Origin of the sequence: Chryseobacterium sp. GVT01B, assembly GCF_019970045.1 — a bacterium.
Classification (GTDB): Bacteria; Bacteroidota; Bacteroidia; order Flavobacteriales; family Weeksellaceae; genus Chryseobacterium.
Genome location: NZ_JAHXYI010000004.1, coordinates 103,066 through 120,304, shown reverse-complemented (window position 1 = coordinate 120,304; position 17,239 = coordinate 103,066). Strand labels below are relative to the sequence as shown.

15 protein-coding genes are annotated in these 17,239 nt (G+C 36.6%); 10 read left to right on the top strand and 5 right to left on the bottom strand.

The annotated features are described in order from the left end of the window. Window positions 1–10: 10 nt before the first annotated feature. Window positions 11–580 (bottom strand): YceI family protein, encoded by a 570-nt coding sequence (locus LC457_RS10510; protein WP_223599794.1) that lies wholly within the window; start codon window positions 578–580, stop codon window positions 11–13. 136 nt (window positions 581–716) lie between these two features. Here LC457_RS10510 and radA point away from each other — a divergent pair, with 136 nt between their 5' ends. Continuing rightward, window positions 717–2,066, top strand: coding sequence for a DNA repair protein RadA (radA, locus tag LC457_RS10505; RefSeq protein ID WP_223599793.1), 1,350 nt, complete (start codon window positions 717–719; stop codon window positions 2,064–2,066). Between the two features lie 421 nt (window positions 2,067–2,487). Next, window positions 2,488–3,081 (top strand): ACP phosphodiesterase, encoded by a 594-nt coding sequence (locus LC457_RS10500; protein WP_223599792.1) that lies wholly within the window; start codon window positions 2,488–2,490, stop codon window positions 3,079–3,081. A gap of 210 nt (window positions 3,082–3,291) precedes the next feature. Here the strand turns inward: LC457_RS10500 and LC457_RS10495 are convergent, their stop codons facing one another. Then, a complete protein-coding gene (locus tag LC457_RS10495; RefSeq protein WP_223599791.1) occupies window positions 3,292–3,807 on the bottom strand; it encodes a DUF6702 family protein in 516 nt (171 codons plus the stop codon). A gap of 80 nt (window positions 3,808–3,887) precedes the next feature. Continuing rightward, a complete protein-coding gene (locus LC457_RS10490; RefSeq protein WP_223599790.1) occupies window positions 3,888–7,106 on the bottom strand; it encodes a S8 family serine peptidase in 3,219 nt (1,072 codons plus the stop codon). Window positions 7,107–7,257: 151 nt separating this feature from the next. Here LC457_RS10490 and LC457_RS10485 point away from each other — a divergent pair, with 151 nt between their 5' ends. The 4 genes from LC457_RS10485 (at window position 7,258) to LC457_RS23380 (ending at window position 11,099) form a co-directional block, all read left to right on the top strand. Continuing rightward, window positions 7,258–7,836: a HupE/UreJ family protein gene (locus tag LC457_RS10485; RefSeq protein WP_223599789.1), complete on the top strand. Its 579-nt coding sequence runs from the start codon at window positions 7,258–7,260 to the stop codon at window positions 7,834–7,836. A 67-nt stretch (window positions 7,837–7,903) separates the two neighbouring features. Further along, a complete protein-coding gene (locus LC457_RS10480) occupies window positions 7,904–10,291 on the top strand; it encodes a M1 family metallopeptidase (protein ID WP_223599788.1) in 2,388 nt (795 codons plus the stop codon). Between the two features lie 296 nt (window positions 10,292–10,587). Continuing rightward, entirely contained in the window at window positions 10,588–10,725 is a 138-nt protein-coding gene (locus LC457_RS10475) for a hypothetical protein (protein WP_165790518.1), read from the top strand. Window positions 10,726–10,964: 239 nt separating this feature from the next. After that, window positions 10,965–11,099 (top strand): hypothetical protein, encoded by a 135-nt coding sequence (locus tag LC457_RS23380; protein WP_262497574.1) that lies wholly within the window; start codon window positions 10,965–10,967, stop codon window positions 11,097–11,099. A 55-nt stretch (window positions 11,100–11,154) separates the two neighbouring features. Here the strand turns inward: LC457_RS23380 and LC457_RS10470 are convergent, their stop codons facing one another. Then, on the bottom strand, window positions 11,155–11,853 hold the full coding sequence (locus LC457_RS10470; RefSeq protein WP_223599787.1) for a LytTR family DNA-binding domain-containing protein: 699 nt from the start codon (window positions 11,851–11,853) through the stop codon (window positions 11,155–11,157). Further along, entirely contained in the window at window positions 11,846–12,754 is a 909-nt protein-coding gene (locus tag LC457_RS10465) for a sensor histidine kinase (protein WP_223599786.1), read from the bottom strand. The genes LC457_RS10470 and LC457_RS10465 overlap by 8 nt, the downstream gene beginning before the upstream one ends. 442 nt (window positions 12,755–13,196) lie before the next feature. Here LC457_RS10465 and LC457_RS10460 point away from each other — a divergent pair, with 442 nt between their 5' ends. Genes LC457_RS10460 through LC457_RS10445 form a run of 4 tightly spaced genes read left to right on the top strand, consistent with a single transcriptional unit; the run spans window position 13,197 to window position 17,148 of the window. Further along, the gene (locus LC457_RS10460; RefSeq protein WP_262904063.1) at window positions 13,197–13,802 is read left to right on the top strand and encodes a DUF2490 domain-containing protein; all 606 of its coding nucleotides are present in this window, start codon (window positions 13,197–13,199) and stop codon (window positions 13,800–13,802) included. Between the two features lie 26 nt (window positions 13,803–13,828). Then, window positions 13,829–15,115 carry a CitMHS family transporter gene (locus LC457_RS10455; RefSeq protein ID WP_223599784.1) on the top strand — a complete coding sequence of 429 codons (1,287 nt, stop codon included), beginning with the start codon at window positions 13,829–13,831 and terminating at the stop codon, window positions 15,113–15,115. A 46-nt stretch (window positions 15,116–15,161) separates the two neighbouring features. Next, window positions 15,162–16,370, top strand: a complete 1,209-nt coding sequence (locus LC457_RS10450) for a cation:dicarboxylate symporter family transporter (RefSeq protein WP_223599783.1) — start codon at window positions 15,162–15,164, stop codon at window positions 16,368–16,370. Beyond that, the gene (locus LC457_RS10445; RefSeq protein WP_223599782.1) at window positions 16,357–17,148 is read left to right on the top strand and encodes a TerC family protein; all 792 of its coding nucleotides are present in this window, start codon (window positions 16,357–16,359) and stop codon (window positions 17,146–17,148) included. The genes LC457_RS10450 and LC457_RS10445 overlap by 14 nt, the downstream gene beginning before the upstream one ends. Window positions 17,149–17,239 lie beyond the last annotated feature (91 nt).

The window sequence follows — 17,239 nt, the reverse complement described above, 5'->3', positions numbered from 1 at the left end:
TTTTAAAATATTACTGCTTAACCAATTCAAAATAAGCCGTTACTTCAACATCTTTTGCAATCCCGGCTCCTGTAGGGTCATACTTGATTCCGTAATCCAGACGGTTGACTGTAAATTTTGTCTGAATTCCCATAACTTCTTTTCCGTCTTTATTTTTTGTAATTCCACCGAATATAGCTGGAGCACTGATTTCTTTCTCCACTCCTTTCATCGTCAGTTTTCCTTTTACGATATAATTGTTGTTTTTATCTTTTGTAACAGAAGAACTTTTGAATTCAATAGTTGGATATTTGGCAACATCAAAAAATTCTTCGCTTATAAGATGTCTGTCTCTCATGTCTACTCCGGTATTAATGCTGGAAACACTTACAGAAAAGTTTAAATCCGCATTATCCAGATTAGCACCACTGCTGGCCATTCTACCGTCAAATTTATCGAACCTTCCCTGTACAAAGCTAATTCCCATATGCTTAATATTAAAGTTAACAGAAGAATGCATATGATCTACCTGCCAGGTACCTTGTGCAAACGCCACAACACTTAAAAGCGCAAATACGAAAGATAAAAATACTTTTTTCATTGTAATTATATTTTACATTACTATTTAATTGAACAAAGCTAAGATATGAAAGATATTCCTACTGTGGATGGATTAGTTTTTAATATTAAATCCATTTAGATTCTGAAAGAAAAATGCTTTTTTATAACTTCGCAGTATGGCAAAACTGAAAACAGCATATTTCTGTCAAAACTGCGGAACACAATATCCTCAATGGCTCGGGCAATGTAAAAACTGTGGAGAATGGAACACTCTGGTGGAAGAAGTGGTTGAGAAACCATCTCATAAAACTCCTCCTTTTTCAAAAACCAAACAACATGTAATTAATATTGTTGAAGTGGTAACAAGTGAAGAGCCAAGAATAAAAACTCCTTCTGATGAATTGAACCGTGTTTTAGGAGGCGGAATTGTTTTAGGTTCTGTCACTTTGATTGGTGGTGAACCTGGAATCGGGAAATCTACCCTTCTGCTTCAGCTTGCTTTGAAAATGAAGAAAAAAATCTTTTATGTTTCGGGGGAAGAAAGTGCTTCTCAGATTAAAATGAGAGCAGACAGGCTTACGGATATTCAAAATCCAAACTGCTTCCTTTTTACTGAAACGTCATTGGAAAAAATCCTTCACGAGGCCAAAAAGCTGGAACCGGATTTCATGATTATTGACTCTATTCAGACTTTGCAGTCTCAGCTGATAGAAAGTTCTCCGGGAACCGTTTCTCAAATCCGGGAATGCTCTAATGAGATCATTAAATACGCCAAAGAAAACAATACTCCTGTATTTCTTGTAGGACACATTACCAAAGATGGACAAATTGCAGGACCAAAAGTTCTGGAACACATGGTGGATGTGGTTCTGAATTTCGATGGAGACCGTAATCACCTTTTCAGATTGTTAAGAGCGAATAAAAACCGTTTCGGATCTACTTCCGAGATTGGTATTTATGAAATGGTTTCTCAAGGATTGAAAGAAATTAAAAATCCTTCTGAAATTCTAATCACCAAGAAATTTGAAGAACTTTCCGGTAATTCCGTTGCGGTAACTCTGGAAGGAAACCGACCTATGCTTCTGGAAATTCAGGCATTGGTAAGTACTGCCGTGTATGGTACACCTCAGAGAAGCTCTACCGGTTTTGATTCTAAGAGGCTAAATATGCTTTTGGCTGTACTGGAAAAAAGAGCTGGTTTCCAACTGGGAGCTAAAGATGTTTTCCTGAATATTACCGGAGGGATAAAAACGGACGATCCGGCACTGGATCTGGCCGTGGTAGCTTCTGTTCTTTCATCCAATGAGGATATTGCTATTTCAGAACACTACTGCTTTGCCGGAGAAATAGGGCTAAGTGGTGAAGTACGTCCTGTAGCACAAGTGGAACAAAGAATTACTGAGGCTGAAAAACTGGGCTATGAAAAAATCTTTGTTTCCAATCTTAATAAAATTCCGAAAAGAAAGTTTGGGATAAAGATCGAGGAAGTGAGTAAGATTGAGGATTTTCATGAGAGGCTTTTTTAATGTGAATGGTCAATTTTGCTTCACAAGTCAATTGTCAATTGGGATGTGGATAAAAATTCACAAGCAAAGCGGATTTACTAATGGTAAAATTATGAATGGTCAATTTTGCTTCACAAGTCAATCGTCAATTGGGATGTGGATAAAAATTCACGAGCGAAGCGGATTCACTAATGGTAAAATTATGAATGGTCAATTTTGCTTCACAAGTCAATTGTCAATTGAGCGTCGATAAAAATTCACGAGCAAAGCGGATTTACTAATGGTAAAATTATGAATGGTCAATTTTGCTTCACAAGTCAATCGTTAATTGGGATGTGGATAAAAATTCACGAGCGAAGCGGATTCACTATTCACTATTCACTATTCACTATTCACTATTCACCATTATCCAACATTCACTTTTAATTCATACCTTTAAGTTATGAATTATCTGGCTCATTCTTTTCTTTCTTTTACCGACGGGCAGATCGTGGGGCAATTTCTCGAAGATTTTATCCGCAACAGGGATCGTTTTTCTTTCCCGAAGGATATCCAGGACGGCATTACCCTGCACAGAGCTATTGATACTTACACAGACTCCCATCCCGCTATTCATGAGGCCAAAAAAGTATTTGCTCCTTTGGTAAGACTGTATGCCGGTGCATTTGTGGATGTTTCTATGGATCAATTTGTTGCCAGAGATCTTTCCCTGCACTCTTTGGCAGAATGGAAAGCTCATTCTCTTAAAGTTTACAGCGTTTTGAATGCCCACGAAGAATGGCTTCCGGAAAATTTTAAAAAGATGCTGGCCAAAATGGAACAGGACGACTGGCTTTATAATTACCGCGAAGACTGGGGAATTAAATTCAGTATTCAGAATGTGCTCAATAAAGCGAAATACCTGGATAAAGACATTCCTGTTTTTGAAGCTTTTTTAAAGAATAAAGATCATCTTCAGCAATGTTATGATGATTTTTTCCCTGACCTTCTTGCCCATGCAAAAGGGATTAATACATTACTCCAACTGGAAAATTAATATTTTCGAATTATTCAAAACCTAAAGTTAGTATTAAAATTGATCTCATAAAGACATCTCAAAAGTCAAACAATTTGGCTTTTCTCTTATGACGAAGGAAGAATTTTATTGATTACTGAACACTTGAGATTCTTCAATCCATTTCATTTCTTTCAGAATGACACTTTCGATACTACCTCGATTAAGTTGTATGAATTTCATACATTATGTTTAAAACTGTTTATAGAGATAGCGATTAGGATAAGTAAGTTTTTCACTGCTTCTTTGTCCGTTTACAATAATATGAACAATATTGATCTGATCATCAAAAAGATTATACAGGAAACTTACAGCTGTTTCTACTTTTTTGGGGGTGGCTACAGGTTCTGACTCGAGAAAAATATCTACAGATTCCTGGTCTTCTTCATACCCGATGTAATTTACTTTCAAAAATTTGTTATCAGCTTTTAATTTGAAATATTCTGAACAGTATTTTTGCAGAGCATCATTCAATTTTGCTTTATATTTTTCATCATTAAAATGAAAAGCTCCTCCATATTTTTTTCCCAGACCATTTTCCATATCATCAAGGAAGAATCGCCCGGTCACTTCAAATGTTCTGGATTTTGAATTATAATTAATTTCCACAGAGCCTACATGGTAAGGATGAAAAGCTTCATCACTCACAAAACTCTGAAATACCATGGTTACGAATAAAAAAAATCCAAAAAAAAGCTTACCCGACATGAATTCTATTTTTACAGCAAATATAAAAAAAGCAGCAGTTATAAAACCGCTGCTTCTGATTATAATTGATTGTTGAAGATTTACTGTTTAATTACTTTCTTCGTTATTTTTGTACTATCTTCCAGTACAAGGGTGAACAGATAAGTTCCTCTTACCAATTCCGAAACATCAATTTTACCGGAATCTGTATCCACATTTACGGTTTTTATTAATTTTCCTGAAGCATCATAAATGGTTACTGCCGCTTTGGAATGTTTTCCTAATGCTACATTCACAAAATCTTTCGCAGGGTTCGGAGTGATATTCACTTCTGAATTTATTTTAACATCTACTGTTCCTAATGTTGTTCCTGTTTTCACAAAATATCCGCCAAAACCTGTCGTCTGGAAACTCACTTCCCAGTATTGGTAGGTATCATTCCAGATAATATCTGCAATATCAGGTGTAATAATTGTAGCAGCTCCCCCAAAAGAAGCTATTGTACCTGTAGTACTTGTTCCTGTATATTTTTCAATAAGAAGATTCGCTTTATTAGCAACATCAGTAGGTGAAGTAGGAAGCTTGACACCATTGGTCAGATTATAAGCATCAAAATCACTCTGTTTAAAGTATAAAGTTACTTTTCCTGTCGCTGTGGCTGCATTCGTGTCCGGATTTATTTCATATCTTCTTGCAACGTAGTTAGGCTGTACGTTATCCACCCATACCTTTGATGTTGTATTTCCTGTTACCGTACTTGCAGTTTGTTTTTCAACTCTTGAAATAAGTTGGCATGCGTTGGTAAAATAGTTATACCCATTGGCTACTGTACTTGCTTTCGTTTGATTAGTTGTTGCTAAATTCTTCACTTCTGCAACATTTTCATACACCACGGCTCTCATTTTGAGATCGAATGTTCTCGAAGTCCATGTTGTTCCATCTGTAGACGTCTTGGATCTGTTATTGACCACTGCATTCTCTGCTTTCATGGCAATTCTTCCTCCTAAACCATTGACTACAATATAAAATTCTTTTCCGGTTACCATCTGTACATTCAGATCGGAAAGATTCACATAATTCCAGGTAAATCTCTGCATATTATTAAGCCATGAAGTAATGGTTTTAGTGGCTATGATATCTCCGGGATTTCCATTGGCGTCCACTTTTCTGATTTGAATATCTACCGGAATATCTGAAGGGAGTGAAGTTCCTGTTAATAATGAAAATCCTCCCAATTTTCCTGTAAGGGTTGGTGTATATCTTACAGCAAGAGCTATATTATCAAAATAATAATTTGATTCTGTATTGGCAATAATATAAGGTTCATCGTACCCTACAGTCTCAAAATTAGATTTTACACATCCTAATTCATCGGTAACCGCCTTGTAAATATCCAGTTTACCATATCCCCATCTCATGTTGGGCACAGTTCCGGTTGCTCCATCCATTCTTGCATTAGAAGTAAGGCGTGCTTTTACCTGAGCTGCTGTCAATGCCGGATTGGCCTGCAATAATAATCCTACAGCTCCTGCTACACCAGGTGAAGACATACTTGTTCCCTGGTTTTTCACATAATAATTGGTTCCTGCAATAATATCTGTTGCTCCTGGAGCAGAATCACCTGATCTGGATGAAATGACATTCTGCCCTGAACCTGCAATTTCAGGTTTTTGAACACCATCTACTCTTGGGCCCTGTGCACTGAATGAAGAGATGGATTCCTGTGGAGTAAGGGTAAAATAACCACTTGCGCCACTATACCAACTGGCCCTTCCCATATATGAAGCTACTGTTATAGCATTGGAAGCATTTCCCGGACTTCCCACAATATATTCATTATCCCCGTTTTGTAAGGTAGTTTGCACGCCCTGACTATACAGCCAGCCGTGGGTTGTTATTTGCTGCGCACCATTATTGGTGATTTCTAATGTATAATTTCCCTGAACATTGGTAGTTCCTGAGGTTCTGGTTACTATTAATTGTACGTATCTCTTATTGTTATCATTTCCCCAATAGTTATACATCGTTGCTGTAAGACCTCCCCCCAATATAGTATGAGCCGTATTCGTACTTATATTCTGTGTATATTGCTGTCCATCAGGAGTCGTCAGTTTTGCTGTAACAGCAGTATTATCATTGGCATACATAATGAATGAAAATACGGAAGTAGCGGAAGTATTGCTTGCTACTGTAAAATTATACGTCTGTGCTGCACCAGCTCCGATATCCACTTTTCTGTGAAGGTTAGCCCCGTAATCATTTCCGGCAGAAATAACGACTACTCTACCCGGTCCAGACGTTGTAAAATTATTAACAGCCACTTCATGACTGGATGTTCCGTCGTGAGCAGTTCCCTGTCCGCCAATACTCATATTGACAACGATAGGTTTATTAAGCGCTGTTGCTACATTCTTGAAATAGGTTAAAGCATTAATGGTATTTGTTGTTGGAAAAGAGCCATTTCCTCCTTTTACGAATACAATATCTGCATCAGATGAAAATCCTTTATGTCTTTTATCTGTAAAAGCGGCACCATTTCCCGCAGCTGTACCTGAAACATGGGTTCCATGTCCGTTTGTATCATTTTCACGAACGAATCCTACAGGTGTTCCATCCAATTCATCTTCAATTTGTGCTCTTGTATATTCTACACCTGTTGAAAATCCTGTTGGAGTAGTTTCTCCAGCCTGTGCAGTTAAGGTCTGATCCCAGATAGAAACAATTCTGCTCTTTGTCTGGTCACTAGCTTTTCTGAAATCTGGATGTTTCCAGTCTATTCCACTGTCATAAATTCCTACCAGAACACCGGTACCGTTATAAGCTGTATTATTGAAAACCCCATCCTGCAAAAGGCTTGCTCCGGACTGAGCTCTGCTTACATCATTATGAAGCTCATCAAATGCCGGCCCCATTACAGATGTTACATACGGAAGCTGCACAAGTTTTTCAATATCTTCAATGGTAACCAAAGCTGTGGAAAAAGCCGGCAGCTGGCTCTGAATAATAAAACCTTCTGCTTTCAGTTTTTCGGGTTCTTGGGTATAAATAATACAGGAATACATTGTTTGCGCCCCTTTTGAAGTCACCACCAAATGCTGATCAAGTTTCATGTCCGGACGTTCCAGTTCTTTGACCGCTCTTCCATTGGCAATACTCTCTTTATTTTTCAATAAAACGTCAAATCGGGAGTCCAGTTTCTGTACCTGCCCGTAAAAAGCATAGGAATATAATCCCAAAAAGGCTGCTGTCGCATTTCTCAGAAGCTTCGCTCCTCCGTGTGAAATGTTTACTTTTGTAAAAAATAATTTTTTAATATCCATATTTCATTTTTAAGCAATACAATTATACAATATTTATTTAAAACATAAATACTATTAATAATTAACAAACAACAAGCGTAAAAATTAAATCAAATAATAAAATTAACAACATTTTAACAAAATATTTAAAATATAAAATTTTTTAACCAAAATGCAGGATTTTCTTTTTTATTTAAACCTTGGGTGGGAGCATATTATTTCTTTGGATGCCTTAGATCATCAGTTATTTGTTCTGGCATTGATTGCTGTTTATTCTTACAGTGACTGGAAAAAAATTCTGATTCTTGTTACCGCATTTACAATCGGGCATTCCATTACATTGGCTTTAAGTATTCTGGATGTTTTCAGAGTTCCGTCTGACTGGGTTGAGTTTTTAATTCCCTTAACGATTGTACTGACATCACAGGATAATATTATTATGAAAAATCAAAAGCAGACCTTGATGCGGGCCAATTATTATCTTGCATTGATCTTTGGTCTGGTACATGGGATGGGATTCGCCAATACCGCAAGGGTTATGATTGCAAAAAGTCAAAGTATTGCTTTACCTCTGCTGGGATTCAATATTGGTTTGGAACTGGGACAAATTGTAATTGTTGCTGCAATCTTAATCATTCTGTTTATTTCACTCAATCTTTTCAAAGTGAATAAAAAAGACTGGATTCTCTTTGTTTCTTCCGGGGTATTTGCTTTATCCTTAAAAATGACTTTGGAAAGAATTCCTTTTTAAAAGTTAAATATTTTCATTATTTCAAGAGCTTATTACTATCTTTGATCATTAATAAATCATTTCGGTTATGAAACTAAAAGTTGTTATACTTTCACTTTCTGTATTTGCATATACAGGTTTCACCGCACAAAATATTCAGAATAACCCGGGCAGCAACCACGGTAACAAGTTTGAGCAGCTGGGAACAATTCTACCAACACCCAACATTTACAGAACAGCTTCAGGAGCTCCGGGACACGGATACTGGCAAAACAGAGCCGACTATAACATTTCCGCTTATCTGGATGAGGATAAAAGAAATCTGAAAGGTTCAGAAACGGTAACATACTACAACAATTCTCCGGATGATCTGGATTATATCTGGCTGCAGCTTGATGAAAACGAGCACTCAAACATCAGGAATGCCGGGTATGATACTTCATCTGTTCTTCGCCCTTCAACGACTGATCAGCAGCTTAAAGTAACAGAACTTCCTGTTAAGGATAATGGTTATGGAGTAAGTCTTGAAAAAGTAACAGATGCTTCAGGTAATGCTTTGAAGTACACGGTCAACAAAACCATGATGCGTATTGACCTTCCTAAGGTTTTGAAAAAGGGTGAAAAATTCGTTTTCAAAGTAGACTGGAATTACAATATCTCCAACAGAATGAAGATGGGAGGCCGTGGCGGTTATGAGAATTTCCCTGAAGACGGGAACGATCTGTATACGATAACCCAATGGTATCCAAGAATGTGTGTATACAGTGACTTTCAGGGCTGGCAGAACCATCAGTTTACCGGAAGAGGAGAATTTGCTTTGGTTTTCGGAGACTTTAAAGTTTCAGTGAATGTTCCTTCCGATCATATTGTAGGCGGAACAGGTGAATGTAAAAATTACGATCAGGTATTAACCTCTGATCAGCTGTCAAGATACAGAAAAGCTGAAAATGCCTCTGAACCTATTGAAATTGTAACGTTGGATGAAGCTAAAAAAGCAGAGAAAAATCATTCAAAACAAAGAAAAACATGGGTTTTTGAAGCCAAAGATGTTCGTGATTTTGCATGGACTTCTTCAAGAAAGTTTGTATGGGACGGAATGCGTGTAACGATTCCTGAAAACAATAATAAAGTAATGGCAATGAGTTTCTATCCAAAAGAATCTTATGGTCTTTACAGAAAGTTTTCCACAAAAGCGGTTGCACATACCATTAAAACTTATTCAGAATTCACCATTCCTTATCCATATCCTGTAGCACAATCTGTAGAAGCGGCCAACGGAATGGAATATCCGATGATCTGTTTCAATTTCGGAAGAACTGAAAAAGACGGAACGTATTCTGAAGGAACCAAAAACGGAATGCTTGGAGTAATTATTCATGAAGTTGGACACAACTTCTTCCCGATGATCATCAATTCTGATGAAAGACAATGGGCATGGATGGATGAAGGTCTGAATACATTTACAGAATATCTTACAGAAGAAAAATGGGATAATAAATTCCCTTCTAAAAGAGGACCGGCATGGACGATCGTAGATTATATGAAACTACCGAAAGATCAGCTGGAGCCTATCATGAGCAATTCTGAAAATATTGTTCAATATGGTCCGAATGCGTATTCAAAACCTGCAACGGGATTGAATATTCTTCGTGAAACGATCATGGGAAGAGAACTTTTTGACAAAGCTTTTAAAACCTATGCTAAAAGATGGGCTTTCAAACATCCTGAACCTGCAGATTTATTCCGTACTATGGAAGATGCCAGCGGGGAGGATCTTGATTGGTTCTGGAGAGGCTGGTTCTACGGTACAGATCCTGTAGATATTGCGATTGATAAGGTAACGGTAGCCGTTCCCAACCTGGATACCGATCCTAAAGCTGCTGCTGAAGTGAAATATCAGGTTGAAAAACCATTGGTAAACAGTTTTGAAGATCTTTCAAAAATCAGAAACAGAGAAGACAAGAATATTAAATTCTATGTTGATACTGACAAAGCTGCTCAGGATTTCTATTATAAATATGACAGAGGCCAGGAAAAGGTAGATAATAATAAGGAATACACTATCAAAACTGAGGCTAGCCTTCCTTTAGATGCTAAGGATAAAGAGAAATTCAAAAATATTACAGGATATCAGATCGATTTTGTAAACAAAGGCGGACTCGTAATGCCGATCATCCTTGAATTCACATTTGAAGATGGTTCAAAATTGTACGATAAATCTGCTGCACAGATCTGGAGACTGAATGAGCAAAAGGTTTCCAAGACCTATTATTTTGATAAGAAAGTAAAATCTATTCAGCTTGATCCCATGAGAGAAACTGCTGATATTGATACCAACAATAATTTCTGGAGCAGCACCGGATCAGGGACTGAAACTTCAAAATTCCAACTCTTTAAACAAAAACAGGAAGGAGGATCTGTAAGAGGAGGCTCAACCGGAAAGGTTAATCCAATGCAGGCCGCAGGGAAGAGTTAAAAACCAAAAAGTTGTCACTTTTAACAAATAGAGCACTACTTCATATTAACTAGGGAAAGAATAATTCTTATGACCTTTTTAATATGAAGTATTTTTTTTGCTTAAAACCTAACCTGTTCGTTCAGAGTTCATTTATCAATTGGACTACCATCAGATATCAACACCTTATTTTCGTCTACAAAAAAAATATAACAACCTGACTTAAAAAGTTTTATATTTGAATTACGATAAACACCAAATGTCAAAAACCTGATTGACAATAAATGCTCAGGATTAAAAAAAACAAAATATTACTTATGAAAAATGCCAAATTACTAAGCAGAGATGCTCAGAAAACCATCAATGGCGGAATTGCTGCCAGACTTGTATGCTGCGAACGCGACGATAACGGAAAATGTACTTTATGGATAGGACCGGGACAAAACTGTCCTTAGTTCTATTACCTGATAACAATTTTGAATAAAGCCGGATAGTTCCGGCTTTCTCTTTTTATATCCTCAATATTAAAACTCATTAATAATTGATAATCAAAATTTTATTAAAGAAAAATAGCAACAAAATATTTCACATAATATAGAAAAACAGTATCTTTGATCCACTTCTTTTACACCAAATGTCAAAATCCTGATTGACTTTAAATGTTCAGGATGTATAAATCAAAATATTACTAACTATGAAAAACGCTAAATTATTAAGCAGAGATGCTCAGAAATCAATCAATGGCGGAGCAGCAGGACGCGTTTGCTGTGAGTACAATTACAAAGGACAATGTATCCTTTGGATCGGACCGGGACAATATTGCCCATAGTTCTGTCATGAGATAACAATTTTGAATAAAGCCGGAAATTTCCGGCTTTATTTTTTTAACTTAAATGTGCTTTTAAATTCTTTTTATAGGTTCTTCCCAATGGAAGTTCTTCACCATTTTTCAGGAAAACATGACTGGAATTATAAGAATTGATATGGTCCGATAATACGATATAAGACTTATGAATTCTGATAAACCCAAAATGCTGAAATTTCTCTTCAAAATTTGACATTCTTTCCAGAATCATATACTTTTTCAATGGCGTCATCAGTACGATATATTCCCCAAATCCCTGTATCCAGAGAATATCTTTCAGAAAAACCTTGTTCATCACATAATTGGATTTGAACATAATAAAATCTTCCTGTTGTTTACTGCCAGCTGAACTTTTAAACTGGACAAAATCCCTTGCTTTATTGACTGCTTTTTTAAAGGTATCAAAATCCACAGGTTTGATAAGATAGTGAACGACATCCAGCTCAAATGCTTTCACCGCATACTTTGTTTCCAGGGTAATGAAAATACACAACGGCGGATCGGAGAGTTGCTGCAAAAGCTCTACTCCATTCATACCAGGCATATTGATATCGAAAACAACCAGATCTACTTTGTTTGCTTTCAGAAACGCCAGTGCTTCTTCCGGTTTCTGAAATGAAGCCAGCAGTTCAACACCTTCAAGCTGATCGCAGTATTGTTTTACAAGCTGTAATGCTGGATACTCATCATCTACATTAACGATAGTCAGGTTAGCCATTGATAGTAATTGTTAAAGCAATTTTATATTGATCATTTTCTTTCGGTCCGGAATAAAATTCATACCGATCAGGATAAAATTTATCCAATATATGAATAATTGCTTCATTACCCAATCCGTGATAATCAGATTCAGCTGCATGAATTTTATCTTTCCCTACAGAATTTATAATTTCAAAATACAGTTCAGAGCGCTCAATATTACAGAATAATTTTATAAAACCATGAGCATCCTCTCCTATTGCTGAGTGTTTTAAGGCATTTTCAAATAAAGTAAGAAGGATAGCAGACGGGATTTCAGCAATATCAAATTCTTCCTGCTCTTCAATATCCATAACAATATCAAGCTGGTTATTATATTTAAGCTGATATAAAGCTGCAAGCGCTTTCAAGGAAGAAAATTCCTGAGAAACCGTGACTTTTTCTTTCCCACTGTCATAAATAATATACTTCAGAAGTTTGCTCAACTGCAAAATAGAATCCGATGTCTTCTCCGAATGTGTAAAACTGTTCGCATAGATATTGTTAAGCGTATTCAGCAAAAAATGAGGATTCAGTTTAGACTTCAGCAAATCAAGATAAAGCTGATCTTTCTCTTCTCCAAGACTGATTACATCCTGTTCTATTAAAAATTTGTCTTTGGTAATGCCCAAAAAAGATCCCACCAGAATGATGATTCCCTGCGAGATGTACACATTATACAGAAACCCAACGTGATAGCCTTTTTCACTAAAATCCATCTGAAAAACTGCCGGCTCCCACAAAATCCTGAAAAGACTGGACACCAAAAAGCAGATTAAAGCGTAAAGGATAAACTCAGGGTATTTATTGGATAAATAAAACCGGGGAACAAGATAATAATATACCAGATAATAGATTCCTACATTGAAAATTGTATTCAAAATAATGCTTATTACCAACTGAGTTGAATCCAGGAAGTAGTTTTCGGTGAAATAAGTCATCAAAATGAAGATAAAAAGGAAAAATATATGCTGAAACCTCAACAAGAACTTCCAACGGTACTTCATAAGACTTTCCAGAATCTTACCACTAAATAAAATCCTGATAATCAATAATATAATAATAAAATTAATGATTAAAAACATAGTCCATACCTTATTTTGAAACGCATCAAATATAATATCTTTTTGTCTCAAAATGCAGTTCGTTGAGAAAAACTGTCATTGATTGAAAAAATCCGGGCCCGCTCTTTCGAATAAATATATTTGAGAAACCGCAATATTAATCAAATATTACATGAAACTTAATATACAATTAACGCTTATTTTATCATTTTGTTTGATAAATGGCCTTTTACACAGTCAGAGCAAAGACAATTATAATATGTGGTTTCAGTACCTCCTGTCAGCAAAGCTTACTGATAAAAGCACTTTAACTGCTCTTACCCAATACCGTTCCTTCGACCTGGCTTATGACACAAGACTTTTTCTGGTGAATGCTTATGTAGATTATGAAGTGGTAGAAAACATAAAACCTGCTGCAGGAGCTATGTTTTTGATCCTTGAATCCTATAATGCTGACGATTCTAAAAAAATAAGATATGAAAAAAGACCTTTTCAACAGGTTACCGCTGATTACTACATCGGCAGAACATCAATCTCAAACCGCCTTAGAGTAGAGGAACGTTTTATCAGCAACCCTGATGAATTTGAGGTAAGAATCCGTTATCTGATCTCGGTCAGGATTCCTTTCAATAAAAAGGGAGAAAAGGAAAAACTCTATGGTATTCTTAAAAATGAAATAAGAATGAATGTCGATAAGCTGGAACCTTTCGACAGTAATCGTATTACGGCAGGTCTTGGAATAAAATTAGGAAAAAATTCTGCGTTGGAGCTTGCCTTCATCAATCAGCTGGAAACCAAAAAAACGAGTAATTACGGATTTGTCGGTTTCAGAAACAATTTTGACTGGAGAAAAAAGAAACAATAATACCTCATTAATATTTACATAAAACTATGCTTACATTTCTTGGTTTTTTAATGATTTTCATCTTTATGATTCTCATCATGAACAAAAAGATGACTCCGCTTACAGCCTTAGTACTTGTACCTGTATTGATAGCTGTAGTAGCAGGATTCGGGCCTGATCTGGGAAAAATGATGAAAGAAGGAGTAAAAGAAATAGCGCTTACGGGGGTTATGCTGATTTTTGCCATTCTGTATTTCAGTCTGATGATTGATACAGGACTTTTTGAACCTCTTGTGAATGCCATATTAAAGGCTGTGGGAGATAATCCTGTAAAAACAACCATCGGAACCGCCCTTCTCACCACTTTGGTTTCTTTAGACGGCGATGGTTCTTCCACCTATATTATTGTAGTTGCAGCATTACTCCCGCTTTATAAAAAACAGGGAATGAATCCTTTAGTTCTTACGTGTATTATCATGCTGGCAGGCGGAATTATGAATATTTTGCCATGGGGCGGACCTACGGCAAGAGTAATGAGTTCTCTGAAACTGGGACACACAGAAATATTTGTTCCTATGATTCCGGTAATGTTGGTTGGGTTGGTATGGGTATTTTTTGTTGCCTATATTTTAGGAGTAAGAGAGAAAAAAAGAATAAGCAAGCATGGAAAATATACAAAATACAGCGGACAGGATATTGCCGGTGAAAATGATCCGGAACTAAGACGTCCCAAGCTTATTATTATCAATCTGATTCTGACCATTATCCTGCTTTGCGTGATGATCCTTGATATTATTCCTTTGGGAATTGCCTTTATGATTGCCTTCTGTATCGCTTCCCTGATTAATTATCCGAAACTGAAAGACCAGCAGAAAATCATTTCAAAACATGCAGGAAATGCCTTATCTGTAGCAGGAATGATTTTCGGCGCAGGGATTTTTACAGGAATCTTAAATGGTACCGGAATTATGAATGCTATGGGAAACAGTATTATCAGTATCGTTCCTAAAACCTGGGGTGGCTATCTGAATGTAATCACGGCTATATTCAGTGTACCGCTTACATTTTTCCTGACCAATGATGCCTATTATTTCGGGATATTACCAGTGATTACAGCAACGGGCAGCCAGCTGAATATTCCTCCGGATATTTTGGGACGTGCCAGTCTTGTGGGACAGGCTTCCCATTTATTAAGTCCATTGGTTCCGTCCACTTATCTGTTGGTTTCACTGGCAGGTGTTGAATTCTCCGATCACTTGAAATTCACCTTAAAATGGGCTATAGGATCATCAATCGTAATGTTGCTGAGTGCATTGGTTCTTGGTATTATATAAGGTTATATCTTTGAATTTTGTAATCTTATCATATAAAAAGTGGATGATGAAACCTTTTAAGCAAAAAACATTTACAGACTCCTATCTAAGAAACCTTACCTTATATGTGTTCACAGCTATTATCTGTGGAGCATTAACGGGCTATTATTTTCCGGAAGTCAGTAAACATCTGGAAACGGTAAGCAGTTACTTTTTCATGCTTCTGGAGATTTTGATTATTCCCGTTATTTTCATTGCAGTAACGTATGGAGTAAGCTATATTTTCAGCACTAAAAATGCATTTAAAATTGTAAGCCAGATGGTGATCTATTTCTTAATCATCACTTCCATCAGTATTTTATTGGGAATTGGCTCCGGACTGCTTTTAAAACCGGGAGCCAATACGGGAATTATAATTTCTTCTCATAAAGCACTTCCTGAAAGATTCTTAGCAAAAACCACAAACCCTTTACACATCAGCAATTATGTACTTTTTCTTTTAATATCCATATCAGCAGGAGTTCTGATTGGCCTTTCGAAAAAAAAGAATAACATTCTTAAAATTATAGATAGAGGAAGAAACCTGTTTTTTAAACTCATTAAGTATGTTTATATATTTCTTCCGATAGTCATTTTCTGTAATATTGCATATGGAATCTCAGTATACGGCATTAATACTTTATTGCCATTAAGTAAAATTGTTGCCACAGTATACCTTACGAGCGTATTTTTTATTTTCGGAATATTAGGCGTTATCACAGCTTACTTTAAAATTAATCTATGGGATTTTCTGATCAGCATCAAAGAAGAAATCATTCTGGTAGTAGCCACTTCTTCTTCCAAGATGGCGTTCCCCATGATTTTTGATAAAATGGAATCACAGGGCTATGACCGGAAAATCCTTCGACTTATCATTCCTCTAGGGTACAATTTTAATCTGGCGGGAGCATGCATTTATCTTTCCATCTCATGTATTTTCCTTATCCAGTTTTATAATATTCCTCTTACAGTAAAAGATTATTTCTGGCTTTTTATAACGATTTCAATTGCTTCAAAAACAGCTTCGGGAGTACCCGGATCAGGCTTTCTTGCCCTGATGTTTACCTTAAGCCGGTTTGGAAAAATCCCTACCACAGATCTTGCCCTGTTATACAGTGTAGACCGCTTTATGAATGAAGCCAGATCTGTGACCAATTTCATAGGCATTTCAGTTTCTGCTGCCATTATTTCAAAACTTAACCAAAATACTATTTCTTTCAAAAATGATATTTCCTGATTTTACCCACCTTTTTAATGACATCTTACAAAACCCTGCAAAATCTATAGCCATTATCGGCAATCTTATCCTTATAGAAAGTCTTCTTTCCGTAGACAATGCTGCAGTATTGGCAACCATCGTAATGGATCTGCCCGAACATCAAAGAAAAAGAGCTCTGAAATACGGAATCCTTGGAGCTTATGTATTTCGCGGCCTGGCCCTTATTTTTGCTTCTGTACTGATTTCCGTATGGTGGCTGAAACCATTGGGTGGATTATACCTGCTCTACATTTCCTTTGACTGGTTTCTCAAAAAAATAAAAAACACAAATGATGAAGAAAATACGGAAGAAAATCCTGACAAAGAATCCAGCTGGCTGTACAAAAATTCAATTGGGCTGCTGGGACATTTCTGGGCTACGGTTGCCATTGTGGAAGTAATGGATCTTGCTTTTTCTATCGACAACGTTTTTGCTGCCGTAGCATTTTCAGACAATTTACTTTTGATTACACTGGGTGTTTTTATAGGTATTTTAGCCATGAGATTTATTGCGCAGTGGTTTGTCCGCCTGATGCAGATATTTCCTTTTCTGGAAACGGCCGCTTTTATAGTGATTGCTATTTTAGGAATTAAGCTAAGTTTGTCTTTATTTGAGCACTTCTACCCCGCTACGGCATTCGCTCATTTCTTAGCCAGCCATACAATGGAAATTTTGGTTTCCGCCATTACCGTTCTTTTGTTTGTAGTGCCTGTAGCTACCAGCTATCTCTTCGGATTTCCGGCCCGCAAAAAATAATTTTTCTGCCAATTTTTCACATTCGGAAATAAAAGTCTGCCATTTCATCCATCAACGTCTCATGGCATACATTTAGAGAATTAGAAGACAG

Coding starts and splice junctions, on each gene's coding strand:
- LC457_RS10510 (WP_223599794.1), bottom strand. CDS start 580: ATGAAAAAAGTATTTTTATCTTTCGTATTTGCGCTTTTAAGTGTTGTG.
- radA (WP_223599793.1), top strand. CDS start 717: ATGGCAAAACTGAAAACAGCATATTTCTGTCAAAACTGCGGAACACAA.
- LC457_RS10500 (WP_223599792.1), top strand. CDS start 2,488: ATGAATTATCTGGCTCATTCTTTTCTTTCTTTTACCGACGGGCAGATC.
- LC457_RS10495 (WP_223599791.1), bottom strand. CDS start 3,807: ATGTCGGGTAAGCTTTTTTTTGGATTTTTTTTATTCGTAACCATGGTA.
- LC457_RS10490 (WP_223599790.1), bottom strand. CDS start 7,106: ATGGATATTAAAAAATTATTTTTTACAAAAGTAAACATTTCACACGGA.
- LC457_RS10485 (WP_223599789.1), top strand. CDS start 7,258: ATGCAGGATTTTCTTTTTTATTTAAACCTTGGGTGGGAGCATATTATT.
- LC457_RS10480 (WP_223599788.1), top strand. CDS start 7,904: ATGAAACTAAAAGTTGTTATACTTTCACTTTCTGTATTTGCATATACA.
- LC457_RS10475 (WP_165790518.1), top strand. CDS start 10,588: ATGAAAAATGCCAAATTACTAAGCAGAGATGCTCAGAAAACCATCAAT.
- LC457_RS23380 (WP_262497574.1), top strand. CDS start 10,965: ATGAAAAACGCTAAATTATTAAGCAGAGATGCTCAGAAATCAATCAAT.
- LC457_RS10470 (WP_223599787.1), bottom strand. CDS start 11,853: ATGGCTAACCTGACTATCGTTAATGTAGATGATGAGTATCCAGCATTA.
- LC457_RS10460 (WP_262904063.1), top strand. CDS start 13,197: ATGTGGTTTCAGTACCTCCTGTCAGCAAAGCTTACTGATAAAAGCACT.
- LC457_RS10455 (WP_223599784.1), top strand. CDS start 13,829: ATGCTTACATTTCTTGGTTTTTTAATGATTTTCATCTTTATGATTCTC.
- LC457_RS10450 (WP_223599783.1), top strand. CDS start 15,162: ATGAAACCTTTTAAGCAAAAAACATTTACAGACTCCTATCTAAGAAAC.
- LC457_RS10445 (WP_223599782.1), top strand. CDS start 16,357: ATGATATTTCCTGATTTTACCCACCTTTTTAATGACATCTTACAAAAC.